Origin of the sequence: Marinicrinis lubricantis (genome assembly GCF_042658665.1) — a bacterium.
GTDB lineage: Bacteria > Bacillota > Bacilli > Paenibacillales > KCTC-33676 > Marinicrinis > Marinicrinis lubricantis.
The window spans coordinates 56192-80388 of the sequence record NZ_JBHSQV010000002.1 but is presented as its reverse complement, the minus strand read 5'-3'; the positions used below and the strand labels follow the sequence as shown (position 1 = coordinate 80388).

Annotated in this window: 17 protein-coding genes; 13 read left to right on the top strand and 4 right to left on the bottom strand. The window is 46.5% G+C overall.

The window, feature by feature from the left end; genetic code table 11:
* The 4 genes from ACFPXP_RS00600 to mmsB all read left to right on the top strand — a co-directional run bounded on the left by ACFPXP_RS00600 (position 1) and on the right by mmsB (position 5392).
* Positions 1-1227: a response regulator transcription factor gene (locus tag ACFPXP_RS00600; RefSeq protein WP_379891436.1), complete on the top strand. Its 1227-nt coding sequence runs from the start codon at positions 1-3 to the stop codon at positions 1225-1227.
* Positions 1228-1504: 277 nt separating this feature from the next.
* Positions 1505-2584, top strand: coding sequence for a multiple monosaccharide ABC transporter substrate-binding protein (chvE, locus tag ACFPXP_RS00595; RefSeq protein WP_379891434.1), 1080 nt, complete (start codon positions 1505-1507; stop codon positions 2582-2584).
* Positions 2585-2693: 109 nt separating this feature from the next.
* Complete coding sequence (gene mmsA, locus ACFPXP_RS00590; RefSeq protein WP_379891432.1) at positions 2694-4232, top strand: multiple monosaccharide ABC transporter ATP-binding protein; 1539 nt, start codon at positions 2694-2696, stop codon at positions 4230-4232.
* Entirely contained in the window at positions 4229-5392 is a 1164-nt protein-coding gene (gene mmsB / locus ACFPXP_RS00585) for a multiple monosaccharide ABC transporter permease (RefSeq protein WP_379891430.1), read from the top strand. The genes mmsA and mmsB overlap by 4 nt, the downstream gene beginning before the upstream one ends.
* A gap of 75 nt (positions 5393-5467) precedes the next feature.
* Here mmsB and yhbH read toward each other — a convergent pair whose 3' ends face one another.
* On the bottom strand, positions 5468-6619 hold the full coding sequence (gene yhbH, locus ACFPXP_RS00580) for a sporulation protein YhbH (RefSeq protein WP_379891428.1): 1152 nt from the start codon (positions 6617-6619) through the stop codon (positions 5468-5470).
* Between the two features lie 215 nt (positions 6620-6834).
* On the opposite strand from yhbH, the gene helD reads away from it, so the two are divergent.
* From helD to ACFPXP_RS00565, 3 genes are all read left to right on the top strand, one after another.
* Positions 6835-9162, top strand: coding sequence for an RNA polymerase recycling motor HelD (gene helD, locus ACFPXP_RS00575; RefSeq protein ID WP_379891426.1), 2328 nt, complete (start codon positions 6835-6837; stop codon positions 9160-9162).
* Positions 9163-9195: 33 nt separating this feature from the next.
* Positions 9196-9576 (top strand): DUF423 domain-containing protein, encoded by a 381-nt coding sequence (locus ACFPXP_RS00570; protein WP_379891424.1) that lies wholly within the window; start codon positions 9196-9198, stop codon positions 9574-9576.
* Positions 9577-9983: 407 nt separating this feature from the next.
* Complete coding sequence (locus tag ACFPXP_RS00565; protein ID WP_379891422.1) at positions 9984-11510, top strand: putative bifunctional diguanylate cyclase/phosphodiesterase; 1527 nt, start codon at positions 9984-9986, stop codon at positions 11508-11510.
* A gap of 60 nt (positions 11511-11570) precedes the next feature.
* Here ACFPXP_RS00565 and ACFPXP_RS00560 read toward each other — a convergent pair whose 3' ends face one another.
* Positions 11571-12080, bottom strand: coding sequence for a hypothetical protein (locus tag ACFPXP_RS00560; protein WP_379891420.1), 510 nt, complete (start codon positions 12078-12080; stop codon positions 11571-11573).
* 183 nt (positions 12081-12263) lie between these two features.
* On the opposite strand from ACFPXP_RS00560, the gene ACFPXP_RS00555 reads away from it, so the two are divergent.
* Positions 12264-12566: a YunC family protein gene (locus tag ACFPXP_RS00555; RefSeq protein ID WP_379891418.1), complete on the top strand. Its 303-nt coding sequence runs from the start codon at positions 12264-12266 to the stop codon at positions 12564-12566.
* A 185-nt stretch (positions 12567-12751) separates the two neighbouring features.
* Here the strand turns inward: ACFPXP_RS00555 and ACFPXP_RS00550 are convergent, their stop codons facing one another.
* Positions 12752-13771, bottom strand: coding sequence for a LacI family DNA-binding transcriptional regulator (locus ACFPXP_RS00550; protein ID WP_379891416.1), 1020 nt, complete (start codon positions 13769-13771; stop codon positions 12752-12754).
* A 489-nt stretch (positions 13772-14260) separates the two neighbouring features.
* On the opposite strand from ACFPXP_RS00550, the gene ACFPXP_RS00545 reads away from it, so the two are divergent.
* The 5 genes from ACFPXP_RS00545 (at position 14261) to ACFPXP_RS00525 (ending at position 22044) form a co-directional block, all read left to right on the top strand.
* Positions 14261-15610 (top strand): sugar ABC transporter substrate-binding protein, encoded by a 1350-nt coding sequence (locus ACFPXP_RS00545; protein WP_379891414.1) that lies wholly within the window; start codon positions 14261-14263, stop codon positions 15608-15610.
* A gap of 76 nt (positions 15611-15686) precedes the next feature.
* Positions 15687-17000 (top strand): carbohydrate ABC transporter permease, encoded by a 1314-nt coding sequence (locus ACFPXP_RS00540; protein WP_379891412.1) that lies wholly within the window; start codon positions 15687-15689, stop codon positions 16998-17000.
* Entirely contained in the window at positions 16997-17836 is an 840-nt protein-coding gene (locus ACFPXP_RS00535) for a sugar ABC transporter permease (protein ID WP_379891410.1), read from the top strand. The genes ACFPXP_RS00540 and ACFPXP_RS00535 overlap by 4 nt, the downstream gene beginning before the upstream one ends.
* Before the next feature lie 8 nt (positions 17837-17844).
* Entirely contained in the window at positions 17845-19524 is a 1680-nt protein-coding gene (locus ACFPXP_RS00530; protein WP_379891408.1) for an alpha-amylase family glycosyl hydrolase, read from the top strand.
* 270 nt (positions 19525-19794) lie between these two features.
* Positions 19795-22044 (top strand): alpha-amylase family glycosyl hydrolase, encoded by a 2250-nt coding sequence (locus tag ACFPXP_RS00525; RefSeq protein WP_379891406.1) that lies wholly within the window; start codon positions 19795-19797, stop codon positions 22042-22044.
* A gap of 269 nt (positions 22045-22313) precedes the next feature.
* On the opposite strand, the gene ACFPXP_RS00520 is transcribed toward ACFPXP_RS00525, so the two are convergent.
* A complete protein-coding gene (locus tag ACFPXP_RS00520; RefSeq protein WP_379891404.1) occupies positions 22314-24059 on the bottom strand; it encodes an alpha-glycosidase in 1746 nt (581 codons plus the stop codon).
* Positions 24060-24197: the final 138 nt, after the last annotated feature.

Below are 24197 nucleotides of genomic sequence, written 5' to 3'. Positions count from 1 at the left end.
ATGATGCCAAAACTGCGGAAAGTACTTATCGCAGACGACGAGCCAATGATTCGAGAAGGCATTAGGGATGCCATCCCATGGCATGAGCTGGGAATGATAGTCATCGGGGAGGCGGAAGATGGAGAGGATGCGCTCGATTTGGCGCTTCATCATCAGATTGACATTATTTTAGTGGATCTAAATATGCCTATTATGAATGGTCTCGCGCTCGTGGGCCATCTACGTGAACGGCTGCCCAAATGCTCTGTAGTCATTATTACCGGGCATGATGAATTTTCGTATGCGCAAGAAGCGATAAGGCTGCAGGTGGATGAGTATATCTTAAAGCCTGTCAATCCAAAGCAGCTTAAGGACATTCTCACGAAGGTGTGCCGTAAGCTTGAAGAGGTAGAGGCTAAAGAGGAGCAGGTTCATCAAGCGACCAAGCATATTCGAAGAAACTTGACGATGCTGAGAGAGCGATTTTGCTTGGAATGGGTTGAAGGGAATGTAACAGAGGAAGAAGTACGCGAGCAGCTGCAGTTCTTACAGCTCCCATCCGATGTACCTGCTTGGCTTGCACTGCTGCGCTGGCCCGAAATCCATACGGGTGCATCTATCATGAAGGATAGCGACCGCCAGCTGCTGCTGTTTGCGATTGAAAATATGGCTGATGAGCTGCTGCGGTCGTATGAGCACGTTTGCTTCCGCATACCCATGGGAATGGTTGTCATGATGGTGTGGGGAGAAGCATCGGAAAAGTTATTCACCGACATCGAACTCGCTGTTCAGAGCTATTTGAAATTATCTGTGTTTGTTCATGCGGAGCGGATTACGAACGGGATGGACAGTATCCCTGCGGTCTTTGCCGAATGCAAATCGTCGGTTTATGCCCAGGCTCCGATATCTCCTGTAGCGAGGAGGGCGAAGTACATCATTCGAGAGCAGTATTCGGATCCCGCATTATCGTTAGAGTCAGCCGCCGATACTTTGCAGGTGTCGTCCGGTTATTTAAGCAGACTGATGAAGCAGGAACTAGGTGTATCGTTTACACAGCTGCTGACGCAAACTCGCATTTACCGAGCGGTTCAGCTGCTCAACTCGACGGATTTGCCGATTCATGATATATCCGAGCAGGTAGGATACGAAACACAGCATTATTTTAGTTCAGCGTTTAAAAAAGTGATGGGGGTGTCACCGAATCAATACCGAAAAGGTTTTGCGTTTCACAATATAAGCAGCAAGTGAGTTGCTTTCAGTTCATATCGAATGCCGCCGAGTAACAGGCGGTTTTTTTAATGGGAGAAAATGGTATCTTGCTTCATTGCATCATGGGGCCCATCAAAGTAATCCGGAATACGCTTGGAGTTTCGGTTCACTTTGATGGGTTATTTGCGTTCAGCAGCTTGGTAATGAAACAGATCAAAAAATTGCAAAAATGGTCGTTTTCTTGAAAAGACGAAAGATCGGAATCCACCTATACTAAATTTCGATAACGTTTACAAAAAGAAGGGAGTCTTGTTCGATGAAAAAAATGATTGTAGTCGCATTGATGCTGTCTCTGCTGCTTCTCAGTGCATGTATGTCGAATGACAACAGCAGCGGCAGCGGGGATGAGGGCTTTGTCGGGATTGCCATGCCGACGAAATCTTCCGAGCGCTGGGTCGCAGACGGTGACAATATGAAGAAGGAATTCGAAAAGCTGGGGTATAAGGTGGATCTGCAATATGCAGAGGACGTCGTAGAAAATCAGGTGTCACAAATCGAGAACATGATTACGAAAGGCGTTGATGTGCTGGTTATCGCATCGATCGATGGAGAAGCACTCACGAACGTGCTGGATCAGGCGAAACAGGCGGATATTCCTGTCATTGCATACGACCGTCTGATCAAAAATTCCGAGCATGTGAGCTACTACGCGACGTTCGACAATTTTAAAGTCGGTGTACTGCAGGGCTCATACATCGAAGAAAAGCTGGGGCTGAAAGACGGTAAAGGACCGTTCAATATTGAACTGTTCGCAGGCTCGCCGGATGACAATAATGCATACTTCTTCTTCGATGGAGCGATGTCGGTGCTTCAGCCGTATATCGACTCCGGACAGCTGGTCATCCGCAGCGGTCAAGATCAATTCGAACAGGCGGCTACTCTGCGGTGGGACGGTTCTACAGCGCAGGCGAGAATGGATAATCTGCTCAGCGCCCATTACGCTTCAGCGAACGTGGACGCAGTGCTTTCCCCTTATGACGGAATCAGCATCGGTATTATCTCCTCCTTGAAGGGGGTTGGCTACGGAACAGAAGGCAAGCCGCTTCCGATCATTACAGGTCAAGATGCGGAGCTGGCATCGATCAAATCCATTATCGCAGGGGAGCAGACGCAAACGGTGTTTAAGGACACACGTGAATTGGCGAAAAAGGCTGTATCGATGGCCGATGCAGTACTCAAAGGCGAGGAAGCCGAGGTGAACGATACCGGGACGTATGATAACGGAGTCAAGGTCGTGCCTTCTTATCTGCTCGAACCGGTATCCGTGGATATCACCAACTATGAGGAGACACTCGTCAAGAGCGGCTACTATACGGAAGAACAGCTTGGAAATTAACATACTTCCGGTAAAGATATGGAGAGAGTGAGCCTGCATCGCGGTGGAACGGTGCAGACTCCTTCCCATTTTTCGAATCGATTCCAGAATGAAGGCTGGGTGAACGACAATGTCGGAAACGATTTTGGAGATGCGAGAGATTACAAAAACTTTTCCGGGTGTAAAGGCTTTGGAAAACGTCAATTTGAAGGTAAGAAAAGGCGAAATTCACGCGCTCATGGGGGAAAACGGCGCTGGCAAGTCGACGCTGATGAAGGTGCTGAGCGGAGTGTATCCTTATGGAACGTTCAGCGGGGAAATTTGGTACAAGGGCAAGCGATGTGAGTTTAGAAATACAAAGCAAAGTGAAGAGGCGGGGATCGTCATTATTCACCAAGAGCTGGCTTTAATCCCGCAGCTGTCCATCGCGGAAAATATTTTTTTAGGCAATGAGCAGGCGACCCGTCAAATCATTCATTGGAACCAAACGAATCAAAGTGCGAAGGAATTGCTAAAGGTGGTCGGTCTGGACGAATCTCCCGGTACATTGATCAGCAGCTTAGGGGTCGGTAAACAGCAGCTGGTGGAGATCGCTAAGGCTTTGTCCAAGAAGGTGGAACTGCTCATTTTGGACGAACCTACAGCCGCTTTGAATGAAGAGGACAGCGATAATTTATTGAAGCTGATGCTTGAGTTCAAGAAACAAGGGATTTCTTCTATTTTAATATCACACAAGTTGAATGAGGTGACGAAGGTTGCCGATTCGGTGACGACTTTACGGGATGGCAGGACAATCGAAACACTGGATACGAAATCGGAGCAATTCTCGGAAGACCGCATGATTAAGGGGATGGTCGGCAGAGAGCTGACGAATCGATATCCGCACAGACAGCCTAATATTGGGGAAGTCGTGCTTGAAGTGAGCGATTGGAATGTATTTCATCCGCTGCAGAATGAACGCCAAATTCTTCATGATATACACTTTAAGATACGCCGCGGAGAAATCGTCGGAATTGCCGGCTTAATGGGAGCGGGACGAACGGAACTGGCCATGAGTATTTTTGGTCGGGCGTATGGTAAAAAAATCAGCGGCCGCATCAAGCTGCGCGGCCAGGAAGTTCATTTTCGAAATATATCGGACGCGATTGCGCAGGGCATGGCTTATGTAACGGAAGATCGGAAAGAGCTCGGACTGATCTTAATGGATGATATCAAGTCGAATATCAGTCTGGCGAGCTTGAAGCAGCTGTCAAAGCTTTCGGTCATTCGAGAGCATCAGGAAATTATGGAAGCAGAGTCATTTCGCAAGAAGATGAATATTAAATCGCCGAGCATCCTGCAGAAAACAGGGAATTTAAGCGGTGGAAACCAGCAAAAGGTAGTGCTCAGCAAATGGATTCTTGCAAAGCCGGAAATTTTGATTTTAGATGAACCGACAAGAGGTATTGATGTTGGAGCGAAATATGAAATTTATACGATTATGAACCAGCTTGCGGATGAGGGGAAAGGCATTTTAATGATCTCCTCAGAGCTTCCGGAGCTTCTCGGGATGTGCGACCGAATCTACGTCATGAGTGAAGGCAGATTAACAGGGGAACTGAGCCGGTCAGAAGCAACGCAGGAAAATATCGCTCGACTCATGACCAAGGGCAAGGGGGAACATTCATGAATACGCTGACGAGCTTGTTTAAAAACAATATGAGGCAATACGGGATGATTATTGCGCTCATCCTTATTATGGTTTTATTTCAAATTTTAACGGAAGGGATCCTTCTGAAGCCGCTGAATATTACGAACTTGATTTTGCAAAACAGCTATATTCTGGTTCTGGCGATCGGTATGGTGCTCGTCATTATTACAGGGCACATTGATCTCTCGGTCGGATCAGTAGCGGCGTTTGTGGGAGCTCTCGCTGCGATATTGATGGTCGATATGAACATACCCGTATTTCCAGCCGTATTGCTGTCGCTTCTTCTCGGCGCATTGATCGGTGCATGGCAGGGCTTCTGGGTCGCGTATGTCAGGATTCCCGCCTTTATCGTCACTTTGGCGGGGATGCTTCTTTTTCGGGGCTTGACTATGGTCGTACTCAACGGGCAATCGATTTCGCCGTTTCCGAATTCATTTCAGCAGATGAGCTCTGGTTTCATTCCCGACATTTTCGGCGGTTCGGGCATTCATATTTTGTCTGTAGCAATCGGTGTAGTGCTGTCTGCCTTATATATTTGGTATGAGCTGCGCAGCAGAAATCAAAAGAGAATCTATCAATTTGAAGTCATGCCGATCGGGCTGCTCATCGCAAAGATGGTGCTGCTGCTTGCTTTTATAAACCTGTTTGCTTATGTGCTGGCATCTTACGCAGGGATTCCGAATGTGCTCATCATCTTGGCTGTGCTCATAGCAGCCTACACCTTCATCACGAATCGAACCGTCATGGGGAGACACATTTACGCGCTTGGCGGGAATGAAAAGGCGGCAAGGCTGTCCGGCGTCAAAACGAAACGAGTAACCTTCTGGGTATTTGTCAATATGGGAGCTCTGGCTGCATTATCCGGGCTGCTGTTCGCTGCTCGGCTCAATGCGGCAACGCCGAAAGCAGGAAACCTGTTCGAGCTTGATGCGATCGCGGCTTGCTTCATCGGTGGGGCATCCGCTTACGGCGGTGTTGGTACAGTTACCGGAGCTATTATCGGCGGTCTCGTCATGGGCGTGATGAATAATGGCATGTCGATTATCGGCTTAGGTGTAGATTGGCAGCAGGCCATTAAAGGACTTGTGCTGCTGCTTGCCGTTGGATTCGATATTTACAATAAGAACAAATCAGAATAATGCCGATGGCAGCGCTGTAAACCACGACGTGAAGCCCGCTCTAATATTCTAGAGCGGGCTTTCTTTTCGCCACTATTAAACTGCGCCTTGAACGGAGTTGGAGAAGAATGTTTTAAGCGCCTTCAGCACTTCTCCTTTTTCTCGAATGATGCAGTGTTGAAATTGCGGATGCTTGAGACTGCGGTAGGCGGACATCAGTGTGCTGCTGCGATTGTATTGATTCACTTCTCCATATCCGAACATGCTGCTGTGCTGCAGGATTTCATGGATGTAATGGACGCATTTTTCGTTGTCGGAGGTTAAGTTGTCACCGTCCGAAAAGTGGATCGGATAAATATTGTAATACCTGGAGGGATAACGTTCGTGTATGATTTCCAGCGCTTTGTTGTAAGCGGAGGAGCAGATGGTGCCGCCGCTTTCGCCCTTACTGAAGAAATGCTCCTCGGAAACCTCTTTAGCCTCGGTGTGATGGGCGATGTAGACGATCTCGACTTCCTCGTATTTTTTACGCAGGAACCGAGACATCCAGAAGAAAAAGCTGCGCGCAATATACTTCTCAAATTGACCCATGGAACCTGAGGTATCCATCATCGCGATAATGACGGCATTGGAATGCGGCTTCTCCACCTCCTGCCATGTTTTGAAACGAAGATCGTCCGGCGTTATATTGGCAATCTCCGGCTTCCCTTGGCGTGCATTGCGGCGAAGATTTTCCAGAATCGTTTTTTTCTTATCCAGATTCGAGAATATGCCTTTTTTACGAATATCGTTAAACAAGGTATCTTGTGTCGTCATCTGCTTCTTTTCTTTTTCCTTGAGGTTTGGCAGCTCCAGTTCCTCGAACAATATGGCTTCCAGTTCCTCCAGCTGCACTTCGGCTTCGTAGTAGTCGTCCCCCGGCTGATCTCCAGCGCCGGACCCTTTGCCGCCTTTACCGGGCTCGGGATCGCGAGCCAGCACATCGCCGACTTCACTTTCACCGTCTCCTTGGCCCACATGTTTTCCTTTGTTGTAGTTATAGCGGAAGCGGTATTCGTCGAGACTTCGGATCGGCACTTTCACAATTTGTTTACCTTTGGACATAATAATGCTTTCATTCGCGACAAGGTCGGACAAATTTTGTTTGATGGCCTCTTTGACTTTATGCTGATGCCGTGATTGATCTTGATAACCTTTGCGGTGTAGCGACCAGTCCTCCCTAGATACAATGAACAACGGACCCTCCATCACTGCACCTCCCATGGAATGTAAATCAAGGCTGACGAGGCAACCAATTCTTAGTTCTAACAATATATTCATAAAAGATCGAGGTATGTGATGATTTCGAAAAATTTCACATTTTGACTATAGGTCATTTAGGAAAAAAGACGGATTTCCAAACATTTGCTTTTACAATGCCTGCATGGTAAAATACCTGCGCTAAGTTGAAAGGAGTGGTAGCGATGTCCGAGCCTGTAGAAGATCGCATCCAGGAAGAAGCCAGACTTCGGCACGTACTGGAAATTGTGGATCAGCAAATTGAGAAGTATAGTCAGCAGCTAGGCCTACGGAAGCAAGAGGTTCAAGACATTCGCAAAAACTTTTGGGATGAAGTCACCGTTAACATGACGAACGATACGGAACGGCTGGAGACGATGACCAGCATTCAGCAGGAAGCAAGGCTGCTCGCTGAACGCGAGCATAGCCAAGGCCATTCGGAAAGACTGCTGCGGCTGCTTTATCGGATGGAGGACTCTCCTTACTTTGGACGAGTTGATTTTAAAGAGAGCGGATTGGAGACAGAATCGATTTATATCGGTTTAACTTCCTTGCTGGAACAAGACGGAGAGACGTTTCTTGTTTATGATTGGAGAGCGCCGGTATCCAGTATGTTCTATGATTACAGTCCGGGACCCGCACAATATATGACACCCCAAGGGGAAGCGATTCAAGGTGAGATGGAGCTGAAGCGCCAGTATGTCATCAGGCAGGGCAAGCTTCAAAACATGTTTGATACCGATTTGACGATTGGCGATTCGCTGCTGCAAGCCGCTTTATCTCAACAGAGCTCTGAGCAGATGAAAAGCATTGTAGCGACGATTCAGAAGGAGCAGAACCGAATTATCCGCAACGACCACGCCAAGCTGCTGTTGGTGCAGGGGGCGGCAGGCAGCGGGAAGACATCGGCCGCGCTTCAGCGCATTGCCTATTTGCTGTACAAGTATAGAGGCAGATTGGAGCCGGATCAAATCGTACTGTTCTCCCCAAATCCATTGTTCAGCAACTATGTATCGAACGTATTGCCTGAACTGGGAGAAGCGAATATGAAGCAGCTAACCTTCCAGCAAATTCTTCATGAACGTATTGGCAGCGGATACGAAGTCGAGAGTTTGTACGATCAGACGGAAGCGCTGTATGAGCTGGATCAAGAAGGCTCCTCTCTCCGCAAGAAGATGGTTGCCTTCAAGTCATCGACTCTCTTTTTTGAGCTGCTGGATACTTATATCAAGCATCTAAGCAGACAGGGAATCGTCTTCAAGCCTTTACGGTTTAAAGGCAGGACGGTTGTCTCTGAACAGGAGATGAGCGGCTTCTTTTATTCGACCGATGCCACCCTTCCGATGCATAAACGATTATCGCTGTTCAAGAACTGGCTGCATGAGCAGTTAAAAGCGTTTGAACAGGACGAGCGCAAGAAAAAATGGGTTGGAGACGCCATTGAGCTGCTGGATGAGGAAACCTACAATCAAGCCTACAGACGTTTGAGAAAAAAAGGAAGCTATACGGATGAAAGCTTCGATGATGATAAGAAACTAAGAGCGTACCTGCGTACTTGGGTCGTGAAACAAAAGACGGCAGGTCTCAGAAGACGGATCGATGCACTGCATGTGATCGATATTGATGAAATCTATGTCCGGCTGTGGACCGATTATTTGCCTGGGATGCCAGGTATGCCGTATGCCGAGGACATGGTCACGGATACAGTGGAGCATATTCGCAGCAAGCAGATTCGCTATGAAGATGCGGCGCCATATTTATATTTGAAGGAAGCTGTACTCGGATTTCCTTCCATGAATAGTGGAGTAAAACATCTCATTGTCGATGAAGGGCAGGATTATTCGCCATTCCAGTATGCCTTTTTCCGAGAAATGTTTCCGGGCAGCAAGATGACGGTGTTGGGTGATTTGAATCAATCGATTTTTCATCAATCCGGCGTATCTCATTTTTACGATCAGCTGCCGGAATGGGTGGGACTGCAGGATGCAGAGCGATTGAAGCTGACGAAGACTTATCGTTCGACTAAGCCTATTATTGAATTCAGCAAGTGTTTCCTAGATACAGCGGAGGATATTGAACCTTTCGAAAGATCGGGAAGGAAACCTGTTCTTGTTCAAGCAGCGAACGAGGAGCAGCTTATGGAACGTTTAGTACGAGATGCGGTGCAAGCACAGCAGAATGGACTTGGCACGATTGGGATATTATGCAAAACGAGAAGTGAGAGCTTGAAACTGCAGCAGCTGCTAAAGGATCGACTAGAGGTTCAGTTGATCGATGAAAATACAGCCAAGCTCCCTGCCGGCGTATTGCTGATGCCCGCATATATGGCGAAAGGCATTGAGTTCGATTCCGTTTTTGTATACGGTGCAACGAAACGTTTCTTCGGTCCGGAGGAAGGCAAACTGCTTTATACTATCTGCACCCGGGCGATGCATGAGCTTCGCTTATATGCGGCAGATGAGGTAACGGCACTCATGGAGCGGGTTCCTCGAAGCTTATATGATCTCGAATAATCACATGACTACATCTTCAGGGAGATGAATCGGATGGGCAAAAGATGGATTGCATGCGGAAGTCTTCTAGCCGCGTTAGCCGTTGCTATAGGGGCCTTCGGCGCACACGGTTTGGAAGATAGGCTTGATGCCGACATGCTGGAAACGTATCACACAGGGGCTCAATACCAAATGTACCATGCGCTTGGACTTATACTGCTAGGAGCTGTGATGAAGCGGCCGTCAGGCTTGGCAAGATGGTCTGGCATCCTCTTCCTGATCGGTATCGTATGCTTCTCCGGCAGCTTGTACATTCTCAGCTTGTCCGGTGTAAAGGCATGGGGAGCTGTTGCCCCCATTGGAGGCGCCTCTTTCATCGCGGGGTGGGTGCTGTTGGCGCTGGCTGCGCTGAAGCAATCGGAGAACCGCGAATAAATACTAGGGCAGTTCGAGGCTGTCCCATATGTAATGTCGTACTACTAAAAGTCGAATGTGCAAATGAAGAGCAATCGAATCTTCATTGATTCAATTGGGCAACAATAAAGCAAAAAGAGCGAGAGTTCGATGGGAATCTGCCCATGAACCTCGCTCTTTTTCGCGAAATCGACAATTTGATTTGCAATTCTCACCCCCGCCTTATGCTCGTATGAACTCCGTGCTCGAACCAGAGGACGACTTCAGGCGATTTTCTCATATCGGATGAAGGTCTTGTATATCAATGGTGAGCAGACGACAGCATTCGCGGATAAAGGTTGAAACATTCATCGGTGATAAAGCAGGATTTTGTCTGAATTTAGCGAAGTATATTATCATTATCCGTCGGCTGAGGAGGACAAATGAAGATGCGAAAGCTAGCAAAAACAGCCGTAAGGAACCCTAATCCGATCTTGATCATTACCTTACTTTCTATGTGCTATTTGATCATTAGCGGTATTTGGATCTTTCGGTCCTACCAAGATTGGTTGATTCTCTCGTTTCATGCCTGCATGATGGCCATCTTTTGCATGCTTTATTTTATGTTGAACAAGAAGCATCAGGAGTACAGGAAAGAAATACATAGGAAGACCTCAGAGCAAATCAAACATATGGCCTATTATGATGATTTAACCGGACTGCCGAATCGTAGGACGTTTCGGGGATCACTGCAAGAGCTGTTAGTGCAGTCGAAGAGCGAACACAAGCGTTTCACTGTATTTTATATGAATGTCGATCGGTTTAAGCTCATTAATGAATCGCTGAACCATGATTACGGAGATATGCTTCTGCTGCAGATTGCGGAACGATTGACTCGCTGCATCAAAGAGGGGGAAATGGTCGTTCGGATTGAAGCGGATGATTTCGCTATGTACTTTCCGGAAATATCTACGCCTGAGGCGGCGCTTAAACGGGCGCACTGCATTCAAAAAGTGCTGCTTGAGCCGTTTGTTCTGAAAGATAAAACGATACATATTACAGCGAGCATAGGGGTTTCTATAAGTTCGGATGGCGATACGCCGGAATCGCTTATGCAGCATGCTGAACTAGCGCTTTCACAGGCAAAGGAATTTGGCAGGAATTCCGTCCAGCTGTATGATACGGTGTTTAATGAGCGCTCGATGGAACGTCTGAATTTAGAAAACGATATGAGAAATGCACTGGAAAAAGGGGAATATCAGCTGTACTATCAGCCTCAAATTAGCATCCACACGGGGCGAATTGTCGGAGCGGAAGCACTCATACGCTGGAATCATCCCGTCAGGGGAATGGTTCCTCCGGACGAGTTTATTCCGCTTGCAGAAGATACCGGCTTTATTGTTGAGATTGGAGAGTGGGTGCTGCGCGAAGCATGCACTCAAAACAAAAAGTGGCAGGACATGGGTTATCCGCCTTTTCCGGTCTCCGTAAACTTGTCAGTCAGACAATTTTTACAGCAGAAATTAAAGGAGAAGGTCCAAGGGATATTGGAAGAAACGGGATTAGATGCGAGATATCTTGTATTGGAAATTACGGAATCTATGACCTCGGACGTCGATTATGCAACGAATTGTTTGCTGGAACTGAAATCGCTCGGTCTGCAGATCAGCATTGACGACTTTGGTAAAGGATACAGTTCATTGAGCTATTTGAAAAAGTTTCCGATCTCGACATTAAAAATCGATCAATCTTTCGTTAGAGACCTGATGGAAGATCCCAATGATGCAGCTATTGTTTCGACAATTATTGCCATGGCGCATCATTTAAAGCTGAAGGTGATCGCAGAAGGGGTCGAGACAGAGGAGCAATTGAAATATTTGACGCAGAATAAGTGCAATGAAGTGCAGGGATATTTGTTCAGCCCGCCGCTTCCTGATCATCAGTTTGAACAAAAATTGCAGGAAATGATCAGCTGAACTGATCATACGACAGCATGTATCTAAAAGCAGAAAAACGCCCGTAGGGGCGTTTTTTGCTTAAAGCGTAATATCCTCGATCTCATTGATGTGAAACAAATAAACCTTTTTTTCATCCACATGGTATACAGACACATTTCGCGTTGAAGGATCATGATTCAATATTCGGCACGGAATGTTGAGATGGATTCCTTTCCCTTTGAGCACTTTCAGTCTGACTAAGGTACCCTTCGCTTTATATTGCTCCAGCAGTTCTATAATGACTTTCTCTGAATCGGATTGTGAATTCGCATCCTTGGATTGTTTGTCGGTTGGTTTGTTTGAAGAATCGAAATCCTTCTCACTTTGACTTGCGAACGGTTCATCCGGTAAGGAAGGGGGATTCTTTTTCATTTGTTCGTAGACGGCTTCCACCCATTTGCCAACATCGCTGCCTTTTTGAATCTTATAGTCCTTGATTCTTGGATCGGTCAATATTTTGGTGATCACATCTACAGCGTCTGCATGGCTTGCGCCTTCAATCAGTAGATCGACGGTAAACAGGTAACTGTTATTTTTGCTTTGATTCATTAAGCTTCCTCCAACACACCAAAGTGTACAAACATCATATCACGAATAAAACCAGGTGAAAATAGAAGCGATTTGGGAAAGGGCTTGGGATATATTGGTATGGGAAAAAAGGAGGTCACAACTTGTTTTTCATCCGCATATTCTGTGAGTAACTTGCTTGAGGCAAAGGAGCGTGATCCCCTAATGATTCGTATGGAACCGGTGCAGCTTGAAAAAGGTACAGCATGGGCAGTGGAGGTCAAACTCCCGAAGACCACTTTAATTTCCATCTCGACGGATATAGGTTATATTATGTGCGGAGCTTTAGATATCAAGCTGTTAAATGAGAAGCTTCAGGATCGTAAAATTATTGCTGGAAGAGCGGTTGGGGTAAGAACGATAGAGCAGCTTCTGGATTCGCCTTTGGAATCGGTTACGATCGAAGCGAAGGCAAGAGGAATTGAGGCGGGTATGACGGGAAGAGAAGCGCTGCAAAAAATGCTCTAATTCCTCATACATTGAAGTATGAATAATTCGCAGGTAGAAGAAGCGACAGCCGAATGGCTCTCGCTTTTTTGGCTTTTTGCAAAGCACTTGTGTTAAAGGTTCCAAGATTTGTGTCATAACATCAAATGTAGTTCTTCATGGCTGCTTTGATCCAGCAGGATCTGCGGCACAATGTTTTTAGTTAATTAATCAACTCTGGCGCAAGATTGGCGAATCATAAGGCGGTGCGGAATAATGATGCGGTTTTGTTCACGATGGTTTTCCTGAATGTCACGAAGCAAGGTTTGCGAAGCCGTGTAGCCCAACTGATAAATCCCAATATCCACGCTGCTTAATGGCGGCGTTGTTAACTCAGAAATTGAAATATTGTTGAAGCTGAAAAGACTGATGTCATCGGGGACATGAAATCCGAGCTCGGTGATCCCTTTCAATACGCCGTAGGCAACCAAATCGTCGGTGACGATCAGTGCAGTAGGACGATCGGATAATCCCATAATCATCGACATGGCACGGTACCCGCTCTCCTGAAGAAATTCCCCTTCTACAATCCAATGGGAGCGAAGCGGGAGACCGAATTCCTGTAGCGCTTGCTTATAGCCTTCCATGCGATCCTGAGAAACAACCAATTGCGGGGGACCGCTGACAAAACCTATACGTGTATGGCCCAATGAAATCAAATATTTGGTTACATCGTATGCAGCTTGAACGTTATCGTTATCGACCGATAATATATCGTCATGTTCATTGCTTCGGCCTATAAGAACGAATGGAAACTGCTGGCTGCGGAGGTAATTGACCATGCCGTCGCCGTTTCGCGAGGACAATAGTATAATCCCGTCTACCCTGCCGCCTTTTATAAAACGCGTCATCGCTTCCATCTCATCTTTTTCCGTTGCCCCAGAAGTCATGAGCAAATCATAGCCGGAGCGAGTTGCTTGGGTGACAATACCGCGAATAAACTCTGAGAAGAACAAGTTGAGAAACAATTCTTCTGCTGGACGGTGCAAAATGACTCCAAGGGTATTGCTTTTTTTACTGACTAAGCTTTTGGCTGCGAGATTCGGGTGGTAACCCATCTCTTCCATGATCTGTTTGACTTTAGCCGAAGTTTTCGGACTAATTCGAGGATGATTGGAAATAACCCTCGATACTGTAGAAGGTGATACGCCTGCCTTTTTGGCGACGTCTTTAATCGTAACTTGCATACAAACCTCCACCTGCGTTGCATCATTCAACTCAATGAATTTGGTCAATTTTACGTTTTCAATTTATTTGGATATCCCAGAGCAGGTATAGCTATAAGCATATATGAGAGACCGGCGATTGTAAACACAGAAAAAATTCTTAGAAGATTGTGAGAAACGGAAAAATAAAGAGATTGAAGGAAGAAGAAGGAGATAATACCGATATAATTTTGAGTGCAAACGTTTTAATAATTTTTCTGGCTATTGTATCATGAAGATGGTCAATAAAGCGTTTTCTTTTTGTGGAAACCATGAAAATGAGGTACAATTTGATCTTTTTTTAGATACTTAGTTCAAACGATTGCACAAAGTTTAATCAAGAAACAAAGTCGTATAAGCATGTTTTGAACAGGAGCATCAAGGGATCATCTAAAGCTCATTTTCGTTGGTAATGCAGGGAGAAAGAACGCAATACAACATTCATTCTTGAAGGAAAAGGTGGGTCATTGTATGAAATTGAAAAAAATGTTCGTTTTAACAATGTGTTTGGTATTAGCGATATTCGCAGCAGCATGTAGTAGCGGCAACAATAACAACAATAACAGCAATTCGAACCCCACAAACAATGCAGTGAATAACACAGAGAATACAGGCGGCAACGCAGGTACAGACAACGCAGGCAGTGAAGCTGAAAGTGAAGATATTGTTCCGGAAGAAGGAGCTAAGCTGATCGTATGGGAAGGTCAAGAGCAGAAGGCGTTCCTCGAGGAAATGGGAAAGCAGTTTGAAGAAAAATACGGCATTCCGGTTGAATATCAAGAAGTTGGCTCCGGAGACCAAATGACGAAGCTGAAAACAGATGGTCCAGCTGGATTGGGTGCGGACGTCATTATTACACCGCATGACCACTTGGGTGAGCTGACGGCAGCAGGACTTATTTTGCCGAACGACTTTTATGCGCAGGAAACGATGGATAATTTTGTAGAGTCCGCAGTGAATGCGGTAACAATGGATGGGATCCTGTGGGGCTATCCAAGAAATATGGAAACTTATTTATTGTACTATAACAAGGATCTAGTGAGCGAGGACCAACTGGCATCATGGGAAAGCATTATTGAATTTGCGAAATCGTATAACGATCCTGGCAGCAATAAATTTGGCTTTATGTTCGATGTCGACGATTTCTACTATGTGTATTCCTTTATCGCTGGGAATGGAGGCTATGTATTCGGTGAGAACGGTACAGATCCGACCGATGTCGGCTTAAACAACGATCAAGCCGTTGAAGCGATGCAGTTTTATCAAACGCTGCGTGAAGCACTGCCGATTAAAGCAGCTGATGCGACAGGCGACGTGAAGACCGAGTTGTTCCAATCCGGAAAGCTGCCTATTAATATGGACGGTATTTGGCAATTGGGTAACTTTACACAGGAAAAGCTCGGATTTGAGGTTGGCGCTGTACCATTGCCTCCGATGCCAAATGGCAATAAGCCTGTTTCTTTTGCGGGAGTTAAATCTTATTTTGTAAGCTCTTTCAGCAAATATCCGAACGCGGCAAAATTGTTTATTCATTTCGTTACTTCGCAGGAAGCGATGGAGAAGAATTATGAAATGGCCGGTATTATTCCAGCGCGTAATGGTATGGAGGAAAGTGCAATCATTCAGCAAAATCCATTGAACTTGGCATTCCTTGAGCAATTCAAAACTTCGCAGGCGATGCCGGCAATCATCGAAATGCGCTCGGTATGGCCGCCGATGACTGCAGCACTGGAGCCGATTTGGAACGGAGAAGACGTGAAGACCGTCTTAGACAAAGCAGTAGCTGACGTGAAGATCGGTATCGAGCAGTCTGCGAACTAATTTATGAAGTGGTAGAGGTCACCCGCCCGCTTGTAATGGCGGGTGATTCACTACACGAACAAAGGGGAGCATGGACATGAACAAGCATCGTCGAACGGCCGCTCTTTTGTCCGTTCTATTCATGGGGCTTGGACAGATCTACAACCGACAGTGGATCAAAGGATCTCTCTTGCTGCTGTTATACGGGGGAGCACTCTATTACGCTATCACTCGATTGGGTGATGCCCTGTGGGGTTTGTTCACATTAGGTGAACAAAAACAAGAAATGAAGCTTGTCGGCAGAGTATATGAGATTGTACCCGGTGACCATTCAATTTACTTGATGGTTGAAGGACTTATCGTCATTATGACCATCGTGCTTTTTATTTTTTTGTACGTCTTTAACATTAGAGATGCTTACCAGATCGGAAAGCTTCGTGATGAGCATGGGAAGCCGAACACCTTTCGTGAATCACTGAGGTTTATCAGTGAAAAGAAATTCCCGTATTTGATTATTACACTTCCGCTCATATTCGTTGCTTTCTTTACTGTTTTGCCGCTCATATTCTCGATTTTGATCGCATTTACGAACTATTCTTCGCCTAAGTATTTACCTCCTGCGAACTTGGTGAGCTGGACCGGGTTGGAGGCGTTTATCGATTTATTCACTTTATCGACTTGGTCTAAAACGTTCTTTGGCGTATTCAGTTGGACCATTGTATGGACCATATTGTCTACAATCACGACCTTTTTTGGAGGCTTTGCGGTCGCGCTGCTCGTTCAGCAAAAAGGGATCCGGTTCAAATCGTTCTGGCGTACGATTTATATGCTGCCATTCGCTATTCCGGGTTTCGTATCGCTGCTGGTCATGAGAAATATGTTTAACTCGCAGTTTGGACCGATTAACCAGTACTTGAAGTGGTTCGGGATTAACGGACCGGACTGGCTCTCGGATCCGACCTGGGCGAAAGCAACGATCATCATGGTCAATATGTGGCTTGGATTCCCCGTGTCGATGCTGCTCATTATCGGTATTTTGACAACGATTCCAAGAGATTTGTATGAGGCGGCAGAAGTGGACGGCGCATCGGCGTTCCAGAAGTTTCGAAAAATTACATTTCCGAGCGTCATGTTCGCATTAGCTCCGATTTTAATCGGTCAGTTTGCGGGGAACTTCAATAACTTTAACGTCATTTATTTAATGACGAACGGTAATCCGGCGAACAGTGAATACCAGTTTGCAGGACATACCGATATTTTGATTACTTGGTTGTACAATTTGTCCATTAATAACGGAAAATACAGCACGGCATCTGTCGTCAGCATCTTGATCTTTATTATGCTTGCGTTCGTATCGCTGTGGAATTTCAGAAGAACCCGGATGTTCAAAGAGGAGGAGTTGTACCGATGATCTCATCTGTAAGACTGCGTAAAAACTTGTGGCTTTCGGTCAGCTACATTTTGCTCACCATCATCGCGATCTTGGTGCTGTATCCCGCATTATGGATCATCCTAGCCTCATTCCGTCCTGGGACATCTCTTTTCAGCGAGACCTTTTTGCCGGAAAAGCTGACCTTTGTGCATTATAAAGAACTGTTCTCGGAATTTCCTTTTTCCAGATGGTATCTCAATACGCTAAAGATCGCGATTGTATCGACGATTTTCAGTACACTGTTCGTGCTGCTGACAGGCTATGCATTTTCACGTTTTCGGTTTCGGATTAAAAAAGGACTCATGAGCGGATTGTTCATTCTCGGGATGTTTCCTTCGTTTATGAGTATGATTGCGGTTTATATTTTGCTGCTCAATCTGGATTTGCTGAATAAGCATTCGGCACTCATTCTCGTATATTCCGGCGGTGCAGCGATGGGCTACCTGCTTGTGAAAGGGTACTTCGATACGCTCCCCAAAAGCTTGGAGGAAGCAGCTAGAATGGACGGGGCCAGCCATTGGACGATCTTTTTCAAAATATTTTTGCCGTTATCCAAACCGCTTATCGTATTCTTATCGGTGACTTCGTTTGCCGGTGCATTTAACGATTTTATTTTCGCTCAGATGGTTCTGCGCACACAGGAACAGCAGACGCTTGCCGTAGGTTTGTACAACATGGTTAGCGCGCAGTTTGCGACTCAATTTACCATATTTGCGGCTGGATGCGTACTTGTAGCGCTTCCGATTACCATTTTGTTTATGATATTCCAGCGCTTCCTTGTAGAAGGCTTAACGGCTGGAGCGGAGAAAGGTTAATCAGGTGAATGATGAAAACGATATATGGACACAGTAGATCGAATAGGAAGACATTTAGATTTTGGACCATCGGGATTGCCCTGCTGATCCTCCTTGGAGGGTGTTCTAACGATTCGAACGAAAATCAGAACAGCGGATTAGACACGAATCAGGTGGAACAGCCTTCGTCAGGACCGGAAGAAACTCAGCAGAAGCCTAATTTGGTTATTCCTGAAGTGCCTGAGATGGGAGAGAGCGAGGGAGTATTTTACGAAATATTTGTTCGTTCTTTCAGCGATTCGGACGGTGACGGCATTGGCGATTTTAAAGGTGTGGTTCAGAAGCTGGACTATTTGAAGGATTTGGGTGTTTCCGGCATCTGGCTGATGCCGATTCAGCCGTCTCCAAGCTATCACGGCTACGATGTGACGGACTATTATACGGTGAATCCTGATTACGGCACGATAGATGACTTTCAGCTGCTGCTGGAAGAAGCGCATGCTCGCGATATTCAAGTGATTATGGATCTCGTCGTCAATCATACAAGCAAAGAACATCCGTGGTTTACGGATTCTGCTCAAGGTGAGGAAAGTCCATACCGAGATTGGTATATCTGGACAGACAGTGATGAAGAAGCATCTGAACGGGGCCCGTGGGATCAGCAGGTATGGCATGCTTACGGTACTTGGAAATATCTTGGTGTGTTCTGGGACGGGATGCCTGATTTGAATATGGATCATCCCGATGTTCGCGAAGAAATGATAGCTATTGGTCAGCACTGGCTTGAAATGGGAGTGGATGGCTTCCGAATCGACGCCGCAAAGCATGTATATGAGGACTTCAAATCGTCTGCGAGCAATCCAGAAACAGCGCAAAAAAATCAGCAGTTTTTTCAAGAGTTTCGTGAAGGGTTAAATGAAGTGAATCAGAGCGCGTATGTTATCGGTGAAGTGTGGGATACTCCCGCCGTTGTAGGACCTTTCTTAAAAGATGCACTGAGCTCTGGATTTAATTTTGATTTGGCGCAAATTTTATTGAGCTCGGCCAAATCGGAAAGAGCGGCCACCTTCGCCAGCCGATTGAATCAGACCTATGAATTTTTCAGCGAGCAATCTTCGGGACAATTTGTGGATGCTCCCTTCTTAACGAATCATGACCAAAATCGCGTGATGTCGGAGCTGGGAGGAAACGTGGATCGGGCGAAAATGGCTGCATCACTGCTGCTGACGATGCCTGGCAACCCGTTCATCTATTACGGAGAAGAGATCGGGATGAAGGGGGAAAAGCCGGATGAGCGAATCAGGGAGCCAATGGTGTGGTCGGCTGATGCAAGTGCGCCGAATCAAACGTCATGGGAGCCTTCTCTTTATCAGGAGGGTGTCGACCCTGTGGATGTTCAGCTCCAAGATCCAGATTCATTGTTAAACCATTATAAGGAAATGATCTCATGGAGAAACGAAGAGGAAGTCCTGCGTGACGGAGGGATTGCCCCATTTGAGGTGACAAACGATGGCGTACTGGGTTTCCTTCGAATATTAGACGATGACAGCGCATTAGTGATGCATAACTTGACAGGCGAGACGAAGCAGGTGGATTTGAACGAGAACGTCATTGTACCTTATAAAGAAATCACCCATTCAACGATCGAGATGAAGTTGGAAAATGGAATATTAACGATGCCTCCCTATAGTTCGGCAATGTTGAAATAAATGTGAATGAGGCACTTCGGAAGGGGTGCCTCCCCTCTAATAATGTACATCATCTGAAATTACACACGATATAAATGGATCCTTCGATGTTAAACCTCTTAGACATGACTTACAATCCTATGAATCAATCAGCAAACTCTGGTCTTCTTATATTAAAGGAGGTGATGCCAGCAAAATAGTTCAAACGTTTGCACTATTTGGACGTTGTCTCTTTCGCAGGACTTCTTTAACGAGTTCAAAAATTGATGAAAAAGAAGGAGAGTTGTGTTCATGAGGCTAAGAAATTTTGCGAAAAATGCAGCTATCACCATGCTAAGCGCTTCCGTATTGGTTTCAGGACTATGGTTTTCACCCTCACCGGCCGCAGCTGTGGAAACAACTGCAGCGAATTTAGGTCCGGTCACTCCTAAAGATACGATTTATCAAATCATTACAGACCGTTTTTTTGATGGGGACACCAGCAACAACATTCCTGCTGGCACAAATTCAGCTTTGTTTGACGATTCCAATGGTGATGGACGAGGCGACGGTAATGATCTAAACAAATACCAAGGCGGAGACTGGCAGGGGATTATTCAAAAAATTCCGTACCTCAAAAATATGGGGATCACGGCGGTATGGATCTCTGCACCATACGAGAACCGTGAAAATCTAGTGAACGGCATTTACGCAGCATATCACGGCTATCATGCACGCAATTATTTTAAAACAAATCCTCATTATGGACAGATGCAGGACTTTATCGCACTTCGAGATGCACTGCACGAGAATGGAATCAAGCTAGTGATTGATTTCGTATCGAACCATTCCGGTCCGCGAACGAATGGAGACGGTGTATTGTATGAGCCCGACAGGGACGGAAATGGCCACTTCGTATTTGACGGTTACGGCAATCCAGTAGATTTCAATGGGGACGGCAAGACGGAAAACCTGGTCGCCGACATCAACAATGATGCGAACGGCTTCTTCCATCACGAAGGCAATCGGGCAGATTCTCAAACGTCGAAATTCGATTATCGCCATAGAGAGCTGGCCGAGCTCGCTGATTTTTCCCAGGAGAACGGCCTTGTCATCGATTATTTAGAGGAGGCCGCGAAGTTCTGGAAATCGAAAGGGATCGACGGCTTCCGGCATGACGCTACACTGCATATGAATCCCGCGTTTGTTAAGGGCTTTAAGGATGCGGTCGATTCTGACGGTGGCAATCCAGTAACGCATTTCGGTGAGTTCTTCATCGGCCGTCCAGATGCCAAATATGAAGAATATCGCACCTTCCCGGATCGTACAGGGGTGAACAATCTCGATTTTGAATATTACAACGCGAACCGTCAGGCTTTCGGCGACTTCAGCAACACCATGCAGGATTTCGGCAATATGCTGTTGTACACAAGCAGCGATTATGCTTACGAGAATCAAGCCATTACGTTCATCGATAATCATGATGTCACGAGATTCCGTTATATACAGCCGAACGATAAGCCGTTCCATGCTTCCTTAGCGGTCTTAATGACCTCCCGCGGTACGCCGAATATTTATTATGGTACAGAGCAGTATATGTCGGCTAACGGTTCGGATGCAGGCAGAAAGTTTATGCAAACCGATGCGGCATTTAATGAGAATACAACGGCTTACCAAGTCATTCAGAAGCTGTCGGCACTGCGTAAGTCTAATGATGCGGTCGCTTATGGTACGACGGATATTCTCTACAGCACGAACGACGTGCTCGTCTTCAAGAGACAATTTTATGATAAGCAGGTCATTGTCGCTGTGAATCGCCAGCCGGATATTGCCGCTACCGTTCCTGCTCTGAATACGACGCTTCCTGCAGGTACATACACAGATGAGCTGGGCGGCCTGCTGTTTGGAGAGAACGCTGTGGTTACGACGTCTTCCGGACAAAACCGCATCAACAGCTTTACGCTGTCGGGCGGCGAGGTTAGCGTATGGTCTTACAATCCGACGATGGACAGCACGCAGCCAAGAATCGGCGATGTCGTCTCTACGATGGGCAGAGCAGGAAATGAGGTTTATATTTATGGCACGGGCTTGAGCGGCTCGGTTTCGGTGAAATTCGGCAGTACGCCGGCAACGGTTGTGTCCAATACCGATTCGATGATTAAGGCGATCGTTCCGAACGCGCCTGCCGGCGTACAACTCATTACTGTAACGAAGGGTACGAAGGTGAGCAATACGTTTGCCTATACCGTACTTGGCGGGGACCAGGTCCAGGTGATATTCCATGTGAACAAGTCTACGTCGCTGGGTCAAAATGTGTATGTCGTCGGCAGCATTCCTGAGCTGGGCAGCTGGGATCCGGCGAAAGCGTCGGAGTCGTTCATGAATCCGAATTATCCAAATTGGTTTTTACCGGTCAGCGTTCCGGCAGGGACCACCTTTGAATTCAAATTCATCGTGAAGGACAGTGCGGGGAATGTGACATGGGAAAGTGGAAGCAATCGCGTGTTCACAGCACCTGCTGACGGCAGCACGGATACGCCGGTATACACGTGGCAAAATTAAACTGAAAAGGGCTGGGACGCTTTCGTCGTCCCGGCCCTTAATATATTGGAGTAAGTTGTTAAAAGGCAAGACGAAGCTTATACGTGGGGTAGGATATACCTTCGGTCTCCCGAGAAACACTGTCTTCTTCATATACTTAGTAAGGTGAAATCAATGTTTCAAAAGTCGACACTTCGGTATATCCCACCCCTAATTCGGATGTCATACCGACTTTCCTTTTAAGCTTACACTAAGATAAGGGCCGGGAATCAGCATCCCAGCCCTTATTTTTAGCTTATTTTCTTGTAAACTGTGTATCCGTAAGCAGGCAGCTCAATGGACGCATCTGTTCCGTCGGATGAGAGCGCTTCCCCTGTGAATACTTCTTCATACCGTCCCTGCTCCAATGGGAACGTAATCGATTGATTCGACTCCGCCGCATTCATCGCAATGACGAATACCGCCTGTTGATCTCGCCGCTCATATACTAAGACCTGTTCCTTCGACGGAGCGTAAAGGAATTTCAGGCTGCCGGTTCGAAGCGCGGCATGCTCCTTACGCAGCGAGATGAGGTTTTTGTAGAAGTCAAACAGCTCCGAATCCTGCTTATCTTTATCCCATTCCATACAACGTCTGCAGTCCGGATCGTTCGCACCGGTTAAACCGATCTCATCGCCGTAATAGATGCATGGTGCACCGCTGTATGTCAATTGGAATAACGCTGCCAGCTTCATACGTCGTTTATCGTCGCTGCACATATGCAGAAGTCTGGCCGTATCATGGCTGTCCAGTAGATTGAACATGACTTCCGTAATTGGCTGTGGATATTTGGCCTGCAGCGCTTGGATATCATCTGCGAACTGTTTGCTGTCCATGGCATCCTTGGTGAAGAAGTCAAGAACGGCATTCGTAAACAAGTAATTCATAACCGCATCGAATTGATCTCCTTGCAGCCACATCAGAGAGTCATGCCAGATTTCGCCAAGGATATAGGCTTCAGGATTGGCGTCCTTGACTGTCTTCCGGAATTCTCGCCAAAACTGGTGATCCACCTCGTTCGCTACATCGAGCCGCCAGCCGTCGATACCTATTTCTTCAATCCAATATCTTGCGACCTTCAGCAAATATGCTTGAACCTCCGGATGCTCGGTATTCAGCTTCGGCATGTGCGGTTCAAAGGCGAAGGCATCGTAGGTAGGAACTCCATCGACGACACTGACGGGAAACTCCCGAATATGGAACCAGTCCTTATAAGCCGAAGCTTCGCCTTTCTCCTGTACGTCTAGGAACGGTTGGAAACGGCCGCCCGAATGATTGAAGACGGCGTCCAGCATGACGCGGATGCCTCTTGCATGACAATCTGAAACGAGGCGCTTCATCGTCTCTACATCACCGAAATGCGGATCAATTTTCATATAATCGGTCGTGTCGTATTTATGGTTTGTCGTTGCTTCGAAGATCGGTGTAAAGTAAATGGCATTGATGCCTAACTCCTGCAGGTGGTCCAGGTGATCGATGACGCCCTGCAAATCTCCGCCGAAGAAATTGTTATATTTGGGCTGGCCGCCCCACGGCTCTACGTTATCTGGGTCATTGCTCGGATCGCCGTTGGCAAAACGCTCAGGGAAGATTTGATAGAACACCGCATCTTTGACCCAAGCTGGCGGCTCATGAACATCGATGGCATTCAAGAACGGAAAGTTGAAGTAAGTGTTCACGTTCTTCGAAACATCTTCGGCAAAGCCCTTTTCATCAAACCAGATCGTTTCATTCTCAGATTCCAGCAGAAAACCGTAGACTAACCGGCGGAATGGCGGCTTCACCGCAGTCTGCCAATAATCGAAAAGCTGATCTGAGGCGAATTTCTCCATCGGTGCAGTATCCCGCAATTTGTCAAAACGGTACTTGTCTCCGTATACGACAGTGATTTGTTTAGCGTCGCCGCGTTTGGTACGAATTCTGAGATGGATCGTCTCACGGTCAACGGCATATGACCAATTCATTTTGGGACGATGAAATACAGCTTCCAACAGCATAAATACCTGCCTCCTTTTAATAGTAAAAAATGAATTGAAGAAGTGTATGCGCTTTCTACGATAGTCGCACTAAAGACAAGACAAATAAAAAAGGCACAAGCTCGAATCAGCGGTTTCCCGTGCTCGAGGTTGTACCTT

Coding starts and splice junctions, on each gene's coding strand:
- ACFPXP_RS00530 (WP_379891408.1), top strand. CDS start 17,845: ATGATGAAAACGATATATGGACACAGTAGATCGAATAGGAAGACATTT.
- ACFPXP_RS00560 (WP_379891420.1), bottom strand. CDS start 12,080: ATGAATCAAAGCAAAAATAACAGTTACCTGTTTACCGTCGATCTACTG.
- yhbH (WP_379891428.1), bottom strand. CDS start 6,619: ATGGAGGGTCCGTTGTTCATTGTATCTAGGGAGGACTGGTCGCTACAC.
- ACFPXP_RS00550 (WP_379891416.1), bottom strand. CDS start 13,771: ATGCAAGTTACGATTAAAGACGTCGCCAAAAAGGCAGGCGTATCACCT.
- mmsA (WP_379891432.1), top strand. CDS start 2,694: ATGTCGGAAACGATTTTGGAGATGCGAGAGATTACAAAAACTTTTCCG.
- ACFPXP_RS00565 (WP_379891422.1), top strand. CDS start 9,984: ATGCGAAAGCTAGCAAAAACAGCCGTAAGGAACCCTAATCCGATCTTG.
- helD (WP_379891426.1), top strand. CDS start 6,835: ATGTCCGAGCCTGTAGAAGATCGCATCCAGGAAGAAGCCAGACTTCGG.
- ACFPXP_RS00535 (WP_379891410.1), top strand. CDS start 16,997: ATGATCTCATCTGTAAGACTGCGTAAAAACTTGTGGCTTTCGGTCAGC.
- chvE (WP_379891434.1), top strand. CDS start 1,505: ATGAAAAAAATGATTGTAGTCGCATTGATGCTGTCTCTGCTGCTTCTC.
- mmsB (WP_379891430.1), top strand. CDS start 4,229: ATGAATACGCTGACGAGCTTGTTTAAAAACAATATGAGGCAATACGGG.
- ACFPXP_RS00555 (WP_379891418.1), top strand. CDS start 12,264: ATGATTCGTATGGAACCGGTGCAGCTTGAAAAAGGTACAGCATGGGCA.
- ACFPXP_RS00545 (WP_379891414.1), top strand. CDS start 14,261: ATGAAATTGAAAAAAATGTTCGTTTTAACAATGTGTTTGGTATTAGCG.
- ACFPXP_RS00570 (WP_379891424.1), top strand. CDS start 9,196: ATGGGCAAAAGATGGATTGCATGCGGAAGTCTTCTAGCCGCGTTAGCC.
- ACFPXP_RS00520 (WP_379891404.1), bottom strand. CDS start 24,059: ATGCTGTTGGAAGCTGTATTTCATCGTCCCAAAATGAATTGGTCATAT.
- ACFPXP_RS00540 (WP_379891412.1), top strand. CDS start 15,687: ATGAACAAGCATCGTCGAACGGCCGCTCTTTTGTCCGTTCTATTCATG.
- ACFPXP_RS00600 (WP_379891436.1), top strand. CDS start 1: ATGATGCCAAAACTGCGGAAAGTACTTATCGCAGACGACGAGCCAATG.
- ACFPXP_RS00525 (WP_379891406.1), top strand. CDS start 19,795: ATGAGGCTAAGAAATTTTGCGAAAAATGCAGCTATCACCATGCTAAGC.